The organism is Mucilaginibacter litoreus (assembly GCF_042676805.1).
GTDB lineage: Bacteria > Bacteroidota > Bacteroidia > Sphingobacteriales > Sphingobacteriaceae > Mucilaginibacter > Mucilaginibacter litoreus.
This window is the reverse complement of the sequence record NZ_JBHTHZ010000013.1, coordinates 326,919-342,519: the sequence shown is the minus strand read 5'-3', so window position 1 is coordinate 342,519 and position 15,601 is coordinate 326,919. Positions and strand designations below refer to the sequence as shown.

16 protein-coding genes are annotated in these 15,601 nt (G+C 44.7%); 3 read left to right on the top strand and 13 right to left on the bottom strand.

All coding sequences use genetic code 11. From position 1 onward, the window contains the following. Position 1 precedes the first annotated feature (1 nt). Positions 2-226, bottom strand: a complete 225-nt coding sequence (locus ACFQZX_RS14865; RefSeq protein WP_377116776.1) for a DUF4287 domain-containing protein — start codon at positions 224-226, stop codon at positions 2-4. A 162-nt stretch (positions 227-388) separates the two neighbouring features. Beyond that, positions 389-1,081 (bottom strand): hypothetical protein, encoded by a 693-nt coding sequence (locus ACFQZX_RS14860; protein WP_377116774.1) that lies wholly within the window; start codon positions 1,079-1,081, stop codon positions 389-391. A gap of 151 nt (positions 1,082-1,232) precedes the next feature. Between ACFQZX_RS14860 and ACFQZX_RS14855 the strand changes: the two genes are divergently transcribed. Both ACFQZX_RS14855 and ACFQZX_RS14850 read left to right on the top strand, forming a co-directional pair. Then, on the top strand, positions 1,233-1,820 hold the full coding sequence (locus tag ACFQZX_RS14855) for a TetR/AcrR family transcriptional regulator (protein WP_377116772.1): 588 nt from the start codon (positions 1,233-1,235) through the stop codon (positions 1,818-1,820). 67 nt (positions 1,821-1,887) lie between these two features. Beyond that, positions 1,888-2,628 (top strand): SDR family oxidoreductase, encoded by a 741-nt coding sequence (locus tag ACFQZX_RS14850; protein WP_377116770.1) that lies wholly within the window; start codon positions 1,888-1,890, stop codon positions 2,626-2,628. Between the two features lie 243 nt (positions 2,629-2,871). On the opposite strand, the gene ACFQZX_RS14845 is transcribed toward ACFQZX_RS14850, so the two are convergent. After that, positions 2,872-3,648 carry a DUF72 domain-containing protein gene (locus tag ACFQZX_RS14845; RefSeq protein WP_377116768.1) on the bottom strand — a complete coding sequence of 259 codons (777 nt, stop codon included), beginning with the start codon at positions 3,646-3,648 and terminating at the stop codon, positions 2,872-2,874. A 74-nt stretch (positions 3,649-3,722) separates the two neighbouring features. Here ACFQZX_RS14845 and ACFQZX_RS14840 point away from each other — a divergent pair, with 74 nt between their 5' ends. Next, the gene (locus ACFQZX_RS14840; protein ID WP_377116766.1) at positions 3,723-4,190 is read left to right on the top strand and encodes a hypothetical protein; all 468 of its coding nucleotides are present in this window, start codon (positions 3,723-3,725) and stop codon (positions 4,188-4,190) included. Positions 4,191-4,205: 15 nt separating this feature from the next. On the opposite strand, the gene ACFQZX_RS14835 is transcribed toward ACFQZX_RS14840, so the two are convergent. From ACFQZX_RS14835 to ACFQZX_RS14790, 10 genes are all read right to left on the bottom strand, one after another. Next, positions 4,206-4,922: an SIP domain-containing protein gene (locus ACFQZX_RS14835; RefSeq protein WP_377116764.1), complete on the bottom strand. Its 717-nt coding sequence runs from the start codon at positions 4,920-4,922 to the stop codon at positions 4,206-4,208. Between the two features lie 74 nt (positions 4,923-4,996). After that, positions 4,997-5,845: a helix-turn-helix domain-containing protein gene (locus ACFQZX_RS14830; RefSeq protein ID WP_377116762.1), complete on the bottom strand. Its 849-nt coding sequence runs from the start codon at positions 5,843-5,845 to the stop codon at positions 4,997-4,999. A 37-nt stretch (positions 5,846-5,882) separates the two neighbouring features. Then, on the bottom strand, positions 5,883-6,587 hold the full coding sequence (locus ACFQZX_RS14825) for a c-type cytochrome (RefSeq protein ID WP_377116760.1): 705 nt from the start codon (positions 6,585-6,587) through the stop codon (positions 5,883-5,885). Between the two features lie 8 nt (positions 6,588-6,595). Beyond that, positions 6,596-8,098: a flavin monoamine oxidase family protein gene (locus tag ACFQZX_RS14820; protein WP_377116758.1), complete on the bottom strand. Its 1,503-nt coding sequence runs from the start codon at positions 8,096-8,098 to the stop codon at positions 6,596-6,598. Positions 8,099-8,165: 67 nt separating this feature from the next. Further along, positions 8,166-10,085, bottom strand: a complete 1,920-nt coding sequence (gene nagB, locus ACFQZX_RS14815; protein ID WP_377116756.1) for a glucosamine-6-phosphate deaminase — start codon at positions 10,083-10,085, stop codon at positions 8,166-8,168. A 1-nt stretch (position 10,086) separates the two neighbouring features. Then, entirely contained in the window at positions 10,087-11,118 is a 1,032-nt protein-coding gene (gene galE / locus ACFQZX_RS14810; RefSeq protein ID WP_377116754.1) for a UDP-glucose 4-epimerase GalE, read from the bottom strand. 14 nt (positions 11,119-11,132) lie between these two features. Beyond that, positions 11,133-12,482 carry a Gfo/Idh/MocA family protein gene (locus ACFQZX_RS14805; RefSeq protein WP_377116753.1) on the bottom strand — a complete coding sequence of 450 codons (1,350 nt, stop codon included), beginning with the start codon at positions 12,480-12,482 and terminating at the stop codon, positions 11,133-11,135. 26 nt (positions 12,483-12,508) lie between these two features. Beyond that, the gene (locus tag ACFQZX_RS14800; protein WP_377116751.1) at positions 12,509-13,804 is read right to left on the bottom strand and encodes a sugar MFS transporter; all 1,296 of its coding nucleotides are present in this window, start codon (positions 13,802-13,804) and stop codon (positions 12,509-12,511) included. 4 nt (positions 13,805-13,808) lie between these two features. Further along, complete coding sequence (locus ACFQZX_RS14795; protein ID WP_377116749.1) at positions 13,809-14,471, bottom strand: carbohydrate-binding family 9-like protein; 663 nt, start codon at positions 14,469-14,471, stop codon at positions 13,809-13,811. After that, entirely contained in the window at positions 14,471-15,592 is a 1,122-nt protein-coding gene (locus ACFQZX_RS14790) for a phosphotransferase enzyme family protein (protein ID WP_377116747.1), read from the bottom strand. The genes ACFQZX_RS14795 and ACFQZX_RS14790 overlap by 1 nt, the downstream gene beginning before the upstream one ends. Positions 15,593-15,601: the final 9 nt, after the last annotated feature.

Below are 15,601 nucleotides of genomic sequence, written 5' to 3'. Positions count from 1 at the left end.
ATTATTCGCTGTGTTCATTTTTGATGCCTTTTAAGAGCGCGTAAATAGCCATAGCATGTCCATGCCCTAAATTAAAATCATCTTTAAGCCATTTAGTAACATCACCAGCTTTGGCTATGAGTTCTCCGCTTGCAGTAAAGCCTTTTTCTTCGGCCAACTGCCTGAAATCGGCAGGCGTTATACCTGTTTTCTCTTTGATGGTTTTTAAATACCCCTGGAATGACATGTTGTTTAATTTAGTTTTACAATATAAACAAAAGTATTATTCAATAAGCGCTATTAAATAGTGCATAAACGACATCATTAAGGCCAAAAGCGACTTTTTAAAACAAAAAAAGGGTGAACAGCCAACCGCTGCCCACCCATACACTTATTCATCAACCAAAATTTAACCTGCATTTGGAGTTGCTGTTTTAGCGCCCCTCCTTGCTTTAAACCTTTCAATCATTTTAGCCTTTAACTCTGCATACTGCTTTTGCTGATCGGCATTGAAAACGGTTTTCAATTGCGCGTCGGTATTCAACAGAATGGTTTTACGGGCCTCCATACCACTTTTACGGTCCGCTGGTTTGCTGGCTTTCAAGTCCTTAATTTCAGTCGCGCTCTTTAACAGTATAGCGTTTACTTTGGCCGACTGGTCTGCGCTGAGCGATAATTTTTTTGTCAGCACTTTTGTATAGCGTTGCGCTTTCTGCTCAGGGTTTTTTGCAGGGCGCCTTCCTTCAAATCGCTTATGCATGTTAGCTTTTAAACCTGAATAAGCAGTTTGCTGTTCGGCAGTTAAAATACCCTTCAAATTTGCATCAGTATTTGCAAAAATGGCTTTGCGTGCCTGCATGTTAGCCTTACGGTCTGTCGACCGATTTGCTTTCAGGCTATCCATCTGTACAGCCTGTTTATCAAATACTGCCTTTACTTTAGCAGATTGATCTGCAGAAAGGTTTAACTTTTTAGTAAGGGCGGCAGTTCTTAGCTGTGCACGCTGGGCCGGATCTTTTACCTTATGCCCTGGCTTGGTTTGCGCATTAGCCGCTACTCCAAGTCCGGCTACTAATGCTATCATTAAAAATACTTTTTTCATTTTTTCTGTTTTTTTGGAGGTATGACAGCTTATGTGCCGCATGGTTTAAGCGCCTATTGTAACATTTGTCATTACATTCACATTAATCAATAAACCACTTGCAAAAAAAGACCGAACGGTCTACATTTGACCTGTCAAAAAGAAACCAGCAATGACAAAGGCAGAACGCACTCGTCAATTCATCATAGAGCAATCGGCACCGCTGTTTAACACTAAAGGTGTTGCAGGCACCGCCATGAGTGATATAATGGAGGCTACTAAAATGGCCAAGGGCGGTTTGTATGGTCACTTTGAAAGCAAGGAACAACTATCATGTGCGGTAGTAGATTATTGCCTTAATACAGTAAGTGAAAAGATAAGTGCAAGCCTTAAAAAAGCTAAATCATCAAAAGAAAAGCTGCTATTGTATATTGATCATTTTGCGCATGTAGATAAACCTGTTATTGAAGGCGGTTGCCCCATGTTAAATTTTGGGCTTGAAGCCGATGATACAAACCCTGCTATAAAGCAAAAAATAAAGCGGGGCATAGAGGTTTCGCAGGCGTTATTAACTGAGATAATTGAAAGCGGAAAAACCAGCGGTGAGTTTAAACCCGATTGGAATACCCGGGAATTTGCTGTAAAGATGTTTGCCATGCTTGAAGGTGGTACACTAATGGCACGTGTTACCAATGATAAAAGCGCCATGCAAACTATAGTAAAAATGCTGAAAGAAGAAATACAACTATATACACTTTAATTTTTTTGATCTAAAAAAGACCGAACGGTCTATTTAAAATTTAAATAAAAACAAACAGCATAATAACATGAAAAATCAAAAAATCGCTCTTGTTACAGGAGCCAACAGAGGAATAGGCTTTGAAACCGCAAAACAACTGGGTGAACAAGGGATAACTGTTATTTTAACAGCCCGCGATGTCAATGTAGCAAATGAATCGGCCGAAAAATTAAAACAGCAAGGGATTGATGCTTATGGCGCGAAGCTTGAAGTAACCAGCGCAGAAGACCGTAAAGCATTAGCCGCTTACATTGAAGAAAAATTTGGAAGGCTGGATATATTGGTGAATAACGCCGGTGTAGCACCTAAAAGGTCGCTGTTTGAAAAAGTAACAGCAGAAACCACCGAAGAGGAGTTTGAATACGTGTTTGAAACCAACTTTTTTGCGCAGGTGTATTTAACTAATGCATTACTGCCCTTATTAAAGAAAAGCGATGCCGGCCGTATTGTTAACCTGTCAAGCATATTAGGGTCTTTAACATTGCATGCACAGGCAGACAGCCCGATAAAAGACATTAAGGTGTTATCTTACGATGCATCTAAAGCTGCATTAAATGTATTCACCAATCACCTGGCCATTGAACTGGAAGGCACCGGCATTAAAGTGAACTCTGCACATCCCGGATGGGTTAAAACCGAGTTAGGTGGTACCGAAGTAGCACCAATGGAAATTGTTGACGGCGCGAAAACCAGTGTTGAGCTGGCCCTGATAGGCGAAGATGGCCCTAACGGCAGGTTCATCCACCTGGGCGAAGAACTGCCCTGGTAAATAAGGGTTAGCTACTGACAAAGGAGGCATACTATTAGCGTGCTTCCTTTGTCTGTTATTACTATAAGGTGTCATTTCGAACGATAGTGAGAAATCTTGATAGATCAGCCTTTACGCTTTATTTTTTGGTCTTCTAACAAGATCCCTCGTCGTACCTCCTTCGGGATGACACAGTTACTGGGCTCAAACAATATATCTTCCCACTCCCCGCTATCGCCCGTTCGAAATGACATTTTTTTATGATTATAAAATCGTTTCCCTTACAAACCTGTTCAGTGTCATCAAATTATTTATCGCATCGCCCATGGTATTATTGAAATAGGCGTAAACACGCTTATCGTCGTTAAGCCAATCGATAATCATCTGGGCATACTCGTATAAAAAGGCATCGTTGTAGCTGCCGCGATATCCGCCATTAGGTCCATGAAAGCGCAGGTAAACAAAATCTGCCGGCGAATCTATCATGGGTGTTATAGCCTTTGGCATATCCTGTATCACCATGGCGCAATTGTAATCATCAAGCAAACGGTAGGTGTCCTCATGATACCAGCTTTTATTCCTGAACTCTATAGCTATATCCCAGCCATCTGCCAGGGCTGTATCCTGTAAATTAACCAGCAATTTCTCTAACTGCCTGATAGACGTTACGCCTGTACTGCCGGGAAATTGTATCAGCAGGCTGCCCTTTTTGTCGCCTGCAGCGTCAATCACCTGCATAAAACGTTCAATATCTTCGGGCTTAAAAAGCAACTCTTTATTATGCGTAATGTCACGCCATAATTTATAAGTAAAACGAAAACCATCCGGTACATCATTGGCCCATTTTTTTACGGTTGAAGCCATCGGCACTTTGTAAAATGAACTGTTTACCTCAATGCTGTTGAATAATGAACCATAATAGCATAATCGCGACTTACTTTGATACTCCGGGGGATAAGCCTGTTTATTAGGCACGGGCAGCACCAGCCCGCTCGCGCCTGAAAAAAAATTTGAGCGATTGCCGCTTATATTTTCCTGCATACAATAGCTTAACAGTATTGCATTTATTATTGTTCCACTTATATTAGTAGTTAAATCAACAAAACCTCAATCTCATGAAATTAACCCGTTTGTTACTGCTGGCAGGCATTGCCCTGGCATCATGCACCCAAAAACCGGCTGGCGATGCGGCTGCAACTAAAACCGCCTCGCCAATGGTAGGCACCTGGAAACTGGTATCGGCCATAACCGTTACCAAAGGCGATACTGTGAAAGATTACCCGGTAGCCAATCAGGAAATGCTGAAGATATTGAACGATACCCACTTTGCTTTTATGCGCCACGATTTAAGCAAAGGGAAAGGTAAGGATGCTACTTATACCGCAGGCGGAGGTACCTATGATTTTAAGGATAACAAATACACCGAACACCTGGCCTACCTAAATTACCGCGACTGGGAAGGCAAGGATTTTGATTTTACGGTTGAGTTCAAGGGCGACACCCTGATACAAAAAGGCATTGAAAAGATTGACAGCTTGAACATCAACCATGAAATTACAGAGACCTATGTTAAGCTTAAATAAGCTTAACACAGGTTGCTAAGACCAAAAGCCCTGCGCCTTTATTTGCGATGACGGGTAACCCTGTTGCTTAAGCAATTTGCGCAACTGGGCTACCATGGTGCTGTTGCCGGTAAGGTAAAAGATAGTATTTTCCAGGCTGTACTTTTGCTGTAATACCCACTCCATCAAACTGTGATGGCCATAAATATCCTTGCGTTCCACAGGCTCTATGGGCGTCCAGAAGAACTCATGGAATTGCCTGCGGTGCTCATCATTACCCATTACAATCCCTCCGGAGAAGCGGGTATGCGGCAACACCATTTTTTGCAGGGCCAGCAAATGCCCTACACTGCTTTCGTCGCCAAGGGCAATAACCGCCGATGTTTGGTCGGGCTTATGCTGGGTAAAGCCAATCTTTTTAATATAGCTGATGGTATCACCACCCCTTAGCTGGCGCGCCCATTTTGCACCGGGACCATTGTGTATAGCATCAATAAAAATAGTACAGGTGCGGGTTTCGGCATCCCATCCTGATGGTGTATAATCACGATAGGTAAGGGCATCTACCTTAAATTTTATATAAGGCACGTATTCCCAGCATTCCATATCAGTAAGTGGTAAATGCAGGTCGATCTCGATCATGGTAGAGGGCGCCCAGGGCCTTACCTCCAGTACGCGGCCGGTTTGCAGCAGGCGTGGCTCAAACAGGTCGCCTGCTTTCTTTTTAAGTTTGTATAATACAGATGTTTCCATGTGGGGTATATTTTATCACAAAGAAACAGGCAATACGGCCGTAAATCAATGGCTAAGCCGTGGTAATGATTGGACTATTTACGGTAAGCGGCCCTGAATGACAATGGCGTAATACCTTCAGATTTTTTAAATATCCGCGAGAAATAGGCGTGGTCGTCATAACCCAGCCGGTGGGCAACCTCTTTAACATTAAGCTGGCTGTAGTAAAGCAAACGTTTGGCCTCAAGCATTACTTCGTTCAATATCCAGTAACTTACAGACATGCCGGTTACCTTTTTAAGCGACTCGTTCAGATAACTCTCAGATACCCGCAAGATGTCGGCATAGGCCGAAGGGCTTTTTACAGTGCAGATATTATCAACCAGTGTTTTCTTAAACTGCTGCGCAATTTCTATAGGCCTGGATACCTGTATGGTTGGGCTTTCTGCGCAGGTAAAACATCCCGCGGCAATCCCAATAAACGATTGCAGCAAGGAGTGCAGAACCGGCAGGTTGAATGGTGCGCCATCGTCTTCTACAAACCGCTGGTGTAACAGGTTGAGCAACAATCTGCACTGGTCCATTTTTACATCGCTTAATGTATGTGGTTGTTGTATCTCCAGCTTTCCTTCAAACACCTTGCGGCAATCGGGTGGTACCAGCATGGTATCAACAGCAATAAACCATCCGCCGGCCATTTCATTATATATGCGATGATGAACCTGGCCCGGCAGTACATAATAAAGGGTTTGGGGTGGAAAAAACACCTCCTGAAAATCTATCATCAGCGAGGCGGTACCATTCTCAATTACAAAAAAGATGTAGTGATCATCGCGGTGGGCATCCATTACTACATCATCTTCAGGATCATCAGGGCTGTACCGCCAAACTTCAAGGCCGGTGCTTGCTCTTTCCTTAAGCTGATGAACAGGGATATCTCTCATGGCTATCAGCAAATGTAAACATCCGCTGCCAAAAATCTTAACGGCTTTGCAATATCATCATATCCCGGCCGGTAATACGTTGTTTGCCCGGCGTCGTTTTTAATCCATGGTCGGTATAGCTTGCTGTGATAACATAGGTGCCTTTTTTATCCGCCGGTGCCGCTTTGGTCCTGAACACACCATCAAGGCCTGTATAATAAGTTACGTTTGGGTTAGCGGCTTGTTTATACATCCATTTCACCACTGTTTCCGTTTCGTTATCACTTAGTTCGGGGTGCGTGGGCATGGCAGCCTTACCCCAAATACCTGCAGACCCCTCTTTGATCCGTTTAGTAAGCAAAGCCACATTAGCAGCAGAAAGCGGGTATTTGGCTACGATATCGCTGTATGATGGCCCTATAAGCTTGCTGTTAAAGTTATGACAGTTAAAACAGTTAGACGAGCGCATTATCGCTAAGCCCTGCTCGTCGGGCGCAGCAGGTTGGTTAGCTGAGGGCACCTGCCCTTTGCTATCAATAAACCTCACTTCAAGTAATACCTCGAGGCCGTTTATCTCGTCGAATTTGGAGTCGCCATCTTCTTTATCAGCAACGCTGATGCTGTAACTTACCGGCGCATCCCAGCTAAACGTTGCAACCTTAGGCGCAGTTATTTTTACAACAGGTGCACTGTTTTGCTGGATTGATATAAACGATAGTGCAACAACAGCAATGCCCGGGAAAGAGAGTAACCAGTATTTCATTTTCAGATCTATAACTTATCAATTTCTTTTGCTACCCTTTGCGCCGATCTGATGCATGACTCCATCCCGCGGCTCATATTGTCTGCATAAGTGCCTGCGAAATAAATCCGCCCATCGGGCTGCATTAGCTGCGGCCAGAATTTGTGCATCTCCCCTATCGGGAAAGGTTCCATTTCGCAGGCCGGGGCGTATTTATCCTTTGTCCAGTCTTTAGTTAAGGCCTGCTCTATGGTATCGTGCTTACCGGGGTATACTTCCCTGAAAGCAGCCAGCACACGCTGAGGCGATAAGCCACCAGGGCCATATGCTTTCAGCACTATTCGTTTGCTGTCAACCTCATTGGTTTCCTCCCATACAGACGATATATCCGGATGCTCAAACTGCATATTGATGCTTTTAAAACCATCCTCAAGCCAAAACCTTGTTGCTGCTTCAAACACATAAAAAGGATGAGAAGAATAAGCCATATTGTCTACCACGTACTGCTTAGCTGCCGACAATGGCGGCGTTACGGGGATGTTTTTAAAGATGGGCAGGGTAATACAATTTACCAATATATCTGCAGCCATTTCCTTCTCTTCATCGTATCCAAAGGCTTTATATTTCACTTTAACACCGTTTGCGTTCTGCTCAATTGCCGTTATGGGGTGATTTAACTTAAGCCTGGCACCAAGGCGCTTTGCAAAGGCTATCGGCAGTTGCTCGTTACCATCTTTCAAGTGAAAAGTTTCCCCTTCTGACGCGGGAATGCCCCGCTGCTGCATGATGTAGGCCCGCCATAAATAATACAAGGCTGATGTGCCATTACCGCCAAGCCAGTTAAGGGCCGCGGCAGATGCGCCTTCTTTTTTTAACAGATCAGCAGCAGAGATTTTATCATAATCATCCAAGCCTACACCAAAAGGTTGATAAGGGTCTTTGAATTTTGACAGGTAGGGCTTGATGTATAAAGAGCTTAATGCATACGATGGGTTTTGCGACAAAAATTTTACCTCCCTGTCGTTAAAGCCAAATTTTGTGAGCACTGCCGGGTCCTTAAGCATGTCTTCGGTGTAAAACTTACCACCTATCATTTTAAGTATATGCCCGTTGGTTGAATCTTCAGAACCTTCGGCATTGGGGTATTGTATTGCTTTTAAGCCAAACTCCTGCACATAATCAAAAAAACGCTCGTAACCAGGCTTGGTGATATGGTCTGCACCGTAATCTGCGTAAAGCCCGTCAGACAGCCCATCGCGGCCGGTAAAAATGTGGCCGCCGTACCTGCCGGATGCTTCCAGAACAATAACTTCATGGCCCGCCTTCATCAACTCATACGCGCAGCACAAGCCGGTGATGCCAGCCCCTGCAACAATCACCTTTTTAGCATTGGCAGCCAATGCAGGCGGTTGAAACGGCTGCGCATGTTGCCGGTCTGCTTTGTTTCCTGCCTGTAGTACAGCAGGCATTATACCCGCACCTGCGCCAGCTAAAAGCGTACGCTTGATGAATGAACGTCTTTTTAAAGCCATGAGTTTACTAATTGATAAAGCAATATACTTATAAGTAAAAACCCGGCAAAGCCGGGTTAACTTTTAATCAAAATTTCCATCTTACAAAGGCTTCTATGGCCTCGTATTCAGCCAGGCCAAGCTGGTTGTAAAGGCGGGCGGTTTCCTGTGTGCGGTGCTCGGCGCGCACCCAGAACTCCCGTGCATCGTCCCCCGGGAACACCGGCACATCTTTTTGTGACTGATGTTTAAATATTGCCAGCCTTTTACGCTCCACTTCCTGTGGCGACAAGGGTACGGCCATCTCAATTTCATGTATCTCAAACTCGTGCCATGCGCCCCGGTACAGCCATATCCAGCAATCGTTTGTCCACTGCTCCCCTAAATTGCGCAGGCGGGTAAAAGCCTCCAAAATTATCTCGAAGCATACCTTATGTGTTCCGTGCGGGTCGGCAAAATCTCCCGCGGTAAATATCTGGTGCGGCCTGATATCCCGCAGCAACTGCATGGTTTGTTGTATATCGTCTTCAAACGATACGTTTTTTTGAAACTTGGTACGGTCGTAAAAAGGCAGATCCATGAAGTGTATACGCTGATCTTTTAAACCGGCCAGCCTTGCACCTGCAATTGCCTCGCCCTTACGTATCAGCCCTTTTACTGTCCGGATGGCTTCGGTATCGCTTTGGTTGGGCTGCTTGGTTCGCAAAAACTCGGTCATGCTCGAATATAAGTTTTCAAGGTAAGCCGCATCCTGCGATTGTGAGCGGGCAAAGTCCATAGCAAACTCTACATACCGCAGCACTTCATCATCCCATACGGCAGTATTGCCCGATGTTTGATAAGCTACATGTACCTCGTGCCCCTGGTCGGCCAGGCGGATAAAGGTACCGCCCATTGATATGACATCATCGTCCGGGTGGGGCGAAAATACAATGGACCGTTTAACGGCAGGTTCTGCGCGTTCGGGCCGCTGACTATCGTCTGCTCCGAATTTACCTCCCGGCCAGCCGGTAATGGTATGCTGTATCTTGTTAAAAATGCTGATATTGATATTATAAACCGGGCCAAACTCTGTAGCCAGTTGCGACATGCCGTTGTTGTTATAGTCGCTTTCGGTAAGTTTTAATATGGGTTTACTTACGGTTTTGGCCAGCCATATAACCGCCTTTTTGATCAGCGTATCATCCCAAACACAATCTTTTACCAGCCAGGGTGTATCAAAGCGGGTAAGTTCTACAGAGGCACCCTGATCGATATAGAAAGTTGCGTTCTGCGATGTTTGCAGGTAAGTGGCAGGCACATCAGATGTAATGTTACCCTCTACCGCTTTTTTTATGATGGATGCCTTCTTTTCACTCCAGGCCATCAGGATGATTTCCCGGGCTTTAAAGATAGTACCAATACCCATGGTAATGGCTTTTGTAGGCACATTTTCCTTGCTGCCAAAATCTTTGGAAGCATCGCGGCGGGTAAGATCATTCAAGGTAACCAGGCGGGTGCCCGAGTTTGGCGCCGAACCCGGCTCGTTGAACCCGATATGACCGGTACGGCCGATACCCAGTATCTGTACATCTATACCACCATAGCTGTTGATCTTTTGTTCATAATCGAGGCAGAAGGCCGTGATCTCATTTTCGGGCAGCGTACCGTCTGGTATATGTACGTTGGCCATATCTATATCCACATGATCAAACAACTGCTCTTTCATGAACCGCACATAGCTTTGTTCGGCATCAGGTTGTATGGGGTAATATTCGTCGAGGTTAAAGGTCACCACATTTTTAAAGCTCAAGCCTTCCTCTTTATGCAGCCTTATCAATTCTTTATAAACTTTAATAGGCGATACGCCTGTTGCCAAACCCAACACGGCCTGCCTGCCCTCGGCTTGTTTTTGTTTGATGATGGTGGCTATGCGTTTAGCAATATCAAAACTTGCCTCGCTATCGTTGGCGTAAATTTGTACAGGTACTTTTTCGTAACGGGTTTCCTCTAATAAATTAAGCAGCATTTTAGTTTATCTGGTTAGTTTGTAAATATTGTTCCCACGCCCATGCAGAGCGCATCATTTCTTCAATGCCCAGGCGCGCCTGCCAGCCCAGCTTCTCCCGCGATTTGGTTACGTCGCCCCATACCTTTACTATATCTCCTGCCCTGCGGGGGCCAATCTGGTAATTCAGTTTTACACCGGTAGTGGTTTCAAAGGCATTAATCAACTCCAGTACCGAATAGCCATTTCCTGTGCCTACATTAAATACATCGTAATTACCCTCAGCATTTCCTTTTTCCAGCAGTTGCAAGGCGGCTATATGCGCTTCGGCAAGGTCAACAACGTGTATATAATCACGTATGCAACTACCATCGGGGGTATCATAATCATTACCAAAAACGGTGATGGGGCCACGTTTACCGGCAGCGCTTTGGGTAACAAATGGCACTAAATTTTGGGGTACGCCTGATGGCAGCTCACCTATCAGGGCCGACTCATGCGCGCCAACCGGATTAAAGTATCTTAAGGAGATGATATTTTTAAGCTTGTCGGCTGTTGCAACATCCTGCAATATCTCTTCGGCTACCTGTTTGGTATTACCATAAGGCGATTCGGCTTTTTTTACCTGCGCGACTTCACTTACCGGCAGTTCGTCCGGCTGGCCATATACCGTGCATGATGATGAAAATACCAGGTTCATCTTTTTCCCTTCAAAAGCTTTAAGGATGCTGAAGAGTGAATTAAAGTTATTGCGATAATATTTTAATGGCTCGGCAACCGATTCGCCTACAGCTTTATGCGCGGCAAAATGAATGATGTTGTGTATGCTTTCATCATTAGTTATCAGATCCGCAAGCTGCGCTTCGTTACACAGATCGATATAATGAAACTCTGGACTTACTCCGGTGATTTTTTCTATCTGCTGCAATATCCCGATCCTTGAATTATCCAGGTTATCTATAATAACTGGCTCATAATTTGCGCGCAGCAATGCCACTACCGTGTGGGAACCTATATAACCAAGTCCACCGGTTACTAAAACTTTTGTTTTCATGATGTATCTGTTTCTTAAAAGCCGCTGTCGTCTAAAGCAAAAGTGTTTTTACGTTCTTTCCATTTTCCCCTGGTAAAATCAGGAAACTCCTGAGGCGCGTTTCCTTCTTTAAGAGATTTTTCTGACAACGGCGTAATTACACTCATGGTTAACGAGTCGTATACATCAATAGGCGTTTGCTTACGCTGTTTAACGGCTTGTACAAAAGCATTGAATACAAACCAGTCCATCCCCCCGTGGCCCGCGCCTTCTGCAAGGTGTTCATACTTTTTCCAAAGTGGGTGGTCGTATTTTTCCAGCCAGGCATCCGCTTTATCCCATACATCCTCTTTGGCCGATTTCCCTTCAATGTATATCGAATTGGCTACATCCATCCAGATACCTTCGGTACCCTGCACCCTGAAGGCTAAAGAATACGGGCGTGGCAAATGCACATCGTGGCTCAGCATAACCGTTTCGCCATTTGCACAGTTGATCATGGTGGTGGTAACGTCACCGTTTTTGAACTTGATATTTGCGTTTTTATTCCCCGGAGATACTTTGTTGATGTACGCGTTAAGACCAACTGATTTTGTTGAGAATGATACAAGATTAGTAAAACGGTTGCCCCGGTTGATATTGGCGTAATTCATTACCGGGCCGGCGCCGTGTGTTGGGTAAATGTCGCCATCCCGATCGATGTTCCATTGTGTACGCCATTGCGACTCGCCCATGGTATTAGGGCCATACTCGCCGCCTTTGCCATAAAAACTTTTGCCGTCATTAAATAAAATGCCGCGCAGGTCATGCTGGTAGCCGCCTTCCAGGTGCACCAGTTCTCCAAACAAGTTTTGGCGTACCATATTTAAAACAGCCATTACATCACGGCGGTAGCAAACGTTCTCCAGCGTCATGTAAGGCATTTTTGTTTCTTCGTGTGCCTTTAATATATCCCAATGGTCCTGCTCAGTTATGCCGGCAATAACTTCGCAACCAACATACTTACCGGCGCGCATGGCATCTATGGCCTGGTCTTTATGAAACTGCCACGGCGTAGCAATTATAACCCCATCAATATCCTTACGCGCAAGGAGTTTTTTGTAGGCATCCAAACCACCGGTATACTCGGCAGGCAGTTTCTTTTTTGCTTTTACAAATTGCTCGCGGCAAAATTTCAGCGAGCTTTCCTGTATATCGCAAATCGCCACAATTTCTACATCATCGCGAAGCAAACCCTCGCCAATATGGTTACGGCCACGTAAGCCAACGCCTATATAACCTAATCTTACTTTATCAGCATTTTTTGCAAATAATGACCCTGAGGGCAAAATGGTTAGTCCTGCAAGTCCTACAGCGGTATTCTTAACAAACTCTCTGCGATCCATAATTTTCACGTTTTATTTATTGATGATTATAATTGTTCGGTTAATTTAAGCTTTGGCCTGCCTGCTTTATGGCCGGCAAAAGCATAGTACAGTATGATTAAATATGAGGGTATCAGTATGATATAAGCGTGGGTGGGGTTAAGTGCATCGGCCAGGGCACCGTAGCCAAGTGGTACTATTGCCCCGCCCGCTATGCCCATGATGAGCAATGACGAGCCAATTTTTGTAAAACGGCCTAAACCGGCCAATGCCATAGGCCATATAGCCGGCCATACCAACGAGTTTGCCAGGCCGAGCAACGCAACGCACAGCACAGAAATATAGCCCGTAGTTAGTATCACCAACACAGAAAGAACCAACCCTAAACCGGCCGAAAGTTTCATGGCGGTTTGCTGTGAGAAATACTTAGGTATGCACACTATACCAATGCCATAACCCACAAGCATACAAGCCAGGGTACAGGCGGTGAAGAATTTTGCCGTTTCTAAAGGGATACCTTGTGTATTGGCATAGTTAATAATAGTATCGCCGGCTATAACTTCAACACCAACATAAAAGAAAAGGGTAATTACCCCTAACAGTAAATGCGGAAAATGGAATATGCTGCTTTTACCGGTGTTACTGATCGCAGTGCTTTCATCTTCCTGGTCGGTATCAACCTCGGGCAGGCTGGAGTAATAAATAACAATGGCCAGGATAATCAGCACAGCAAAAATCACAATGTACGGAATAATTACTCTTGATGCCAGTTCATTCAATTCGGCGTTTTTAGCCGCTGTTGCCATGGTAGCTATTCGTGCTTTAAGGCCATCGGCATCTTTTAAAGCAATGGCCCCTAATATGATTGGCGCTAAGGCACCGGCAACTTTATTACAGATACCCATAATGCTGATACGCTGCGCGGCACTTTCTGGCGGGCCCAGGATAGTGATATATGGATTAGATGCCGTTTGCAGCAATGCCAAACCAGAGCCCTGGATGAACAGCCCCAGCAGGAACAAGCCATAGAACCGGGTAAGCGCCGCAGGGATAAAGATCAGAGCCCCAACAGCAATAACCGCCAACCCTACCGACATGCCTTTTTTGAAACCCGTTGCATTTAAAATACGAGCCGATGGTATTGCCAATACAAAGTAGGATATGTAAAATGCAGTGGTAACCAGGTAGGCTTCGACATTATTAAGCTCGCAGGCCAGTTTAAGATAGGGTATTAAAACTGAATTAAGCCAGGTAATAAAACCGAAAATGAAGAAAAGCATGCCGATAATAAATATCGGGCTTAGGCCTTTTTTACCTGCAGTTACTGTCGTCGCATCCGTCATATCTCTAATTTTTATCGTTATTGATCAGTTGTTTACCAAAAGTTACATCCCTGAAAAACTGGCTCAGGTGAAACTCCGGCACATCAGCCTTTATATTATTCCAGCATAGAAAATGCGGCACCGGTAAACCATCGCCGCACTTGTAAAAATTTACCCTTGCCCTGCTATGAGCGAAAGATAAAGCCGGATGGTACATAAATACCTGTTTAGGTATACATAAAGTAAGCTCCCACTGTACATTACCCGGCACTTTGCTTTTTATAAGGGTTTGATGTTTGATGTTTTTTAACAAAGCGGCGGGTATAAAAATACGGCCGGTTTTATGCGCACCATACTGAACCCTGCTTGTACCCATGCAATTAAACTCAAGGTTATAATACTGCGCATCGTCATTAAAAGCAATAAAGAACTCTACACAGCTATCTTCAAAAACCGGGTCGTTAAATTTACTGTATTGTGCCCGTAAAGCATCCTCTGTAACGTAATATTTAAGATAGATAGCATCATTACTATAGGCAATGCTAAAAGATGCATACGGGCGGTTACCCGTAGTATGCCATGGCGCGAAGGCTAATTCGCTGCGCTCGCAATTATCCAAAATGGCAGCGGCATCCTCTGCTGTAAGCAGGCTGCGCGAATGAAGATATGGTATAGAATCAGCCTCCATCAGTACTGCGCCGTTTTATAGCTGTCCATTTCATTAAGGATAATCTGCTGCATGGCACCAGCATTGGCATCAAGCATTTTCACCAGTTGAAACTGCGCCCTTGCACGTTGCAGGTTGTGGCCTTCAAACTTTATTTTAAAGTAAGTATCCCCGTTAATATGATCTGTTAAAAACCGTACTGCCTGCATGTAGGGCAGTAAGAGCACACCTTTCATTAATGAGTTGACTTCCGCGTCCATCAAAAACTGTGATGCTTCTTTCAGATAGCCTTTCACATACGCTTCAAAAAGCGGCATATTCAGTTGTATCTTACTCAGATCCGCCTCATCTTCGGTAGTGGTATTGATAATGGTGCGTATTGCATCGCCAAAATCGTAGGCCACATAACCATCCATTACGGTTTCCAAATCGATAACACATTGCGCCTCATCGTCACTGTTCAGCAATACATTGTTGAACTTGGTATCGTTATGAGTAACCCTTATGGGCAGTACAGCTACGTTTTCAGGCTGCTGAAAGTACTGCATAGAGGCTGCGTATTTATTTACGATATCCAGTTCGGCTGCAACAGATGCCACTCTGCCAAAAGCGTCTTTAGCAATTGCATCCTGCAAGTGCTGCAGGCGTTTTTGTATGTTGTGAAAGTTGGGGATCACCTCGAACATTTCACCGGCCGGTATATCCGCCAGCATAGCCTGAAACCTGCCGAAAGCTTTTCCGCCTTCATAAGCCTGCTTTGGGGTTTCAACCACATCGTAACTTTTGGTATCGCCAAGGAAATAAAACATGCGCCAGTAACTGCCTTCGCTATCCTGATAAAAAAATTTACCATCGGTAGCAGGCAGCAAGGTCATCACTTCTTTTAATACATCCCCGCCTTCTTGTTTCACCTTAGCCTGCAGGTGACTGGTTACACGCTGCATATTCTCCGTAAGCTTTTCAACATTGGTAAATATGCGGTGGTTAATGCGCTGCAAAAGATAATCGGGGCCACTGGCCGATGTGCTTTTTACAAAAAAAGTATCATTGATATGCCCTGACCCATACGGTTTGTACGACTCAGGATTGGCAGTACAGTTGAAGTGCGATACAACCTCGGCTATATTTTTAGAATTTTGCACTATTTCGAT

Bases quoted from the DNA above. Each gene is read 5' to 3' on its own strand.
- galE (WP_377116754.1), bottom strand. From the start codon at position 11,118: ATGAAAACAAAAGTTTTAGTAACCGGTGGACTTGGTTATATAGGTTCC.
- ACFQZX_RS14835 (WP_377116764.1), bottom strand. From the start codon at position 4,922: ATGGAAACATCTGTATTATACAAACTTAAAAAGAAAGCAGGCGACCTG.
- ACFQZX_RS14795 (WP_377116749.1), bottom strand. From the start codon at position 14,471: ATGGAGGCTGATTCTATACCATATCTTCATTCGCGCAGCCTGCTTACA.
- ACFQZX_RS14800 (WP_377116751.1), bottom strand. From the start codon at position 13,804: ATGACGGATGCGACGACAGTAACTGCAGGTAAAAAAGGCCTAAGCCCG.
- ACFQZX_RS14845 (WP_377116768.1), bottom strand. From the start codon at position 3,648: ATGCAGGAAAATATAAGCGGCAATCGCTCAAATTTTTTTTCAGGCGCG.
- ACFQZX_RS14860 (WP_377116774.1), bottom strand. From the start codon at position 1,081: ATGAAAAAAGTATTTTTAATGATAGCATTAGTAGCCGGACTTGGAGTA.
- ACFQZX_RS14840 (WP_377116766.1), top strand. From the start codon at position 3,723: ATGAAATTAACCCGTTTGTTACTGCTGGCAGGCATTGCCCTGGCATCA.
- ACFQZX_RS14865 (WP_377116776.1), bottom strand. From the start codon at position 226: ATGTCATTCCAGGGGTATTTAAAAACCATCAAAGAGAAAACAGGTATA.
- ACFQZX_RS14825 (WP_377116760.1), bottom strand. From the start codon at position 6,587: ATGAAATACTGGTTACTCTCTTTCCCGGGCATTGCTGTTGTTGCACTA.
- ACFQZX_RS14850 (WP_377116770.1), top strand. From the start codon at position 1,888: ATGAAAAATCAAAAAATCGCTCTTGTTACAGGAGCCAACAGAGGAATA.
- ACFQZX_RS14855 (WP_377116772.1), top strand. From the start codon at position 1,233: ATGACAAAGGCAGAACGCACTCGTCAATTCATCATAGAGCAATCGGCA.
- ACFQZX_RS14805 (WP_377116753.1), bottom strand. From the start codon at position 12,482: ATGGATCGCAGAGAGTTTGTTAAGAATACCGCTGTAGGACTTGCAGGA.
- ACFQZX_RS14830 (WP_377116762.1), bottom strand. From the start codon at position 5,845: ATGAGAGATATCCCTGTTCATCAGCTTAAGGAAAGAGCAAGCACCGGC.
- ACFQZX_RS14820 (WP_377116758.1), bottom strand. From the start codon at position 8,098: ATGGCTTTAAAAAGACGTTCATTCATCAAGCGTACGCTTTTAGCTGGC.
- nagB (WP_377116756.1), bottom strand. From the start codon at position 10,085: ATGCTGCTTAATTTATTAGAGGAAACCCGTTACGAAAAAGTACCTGTA.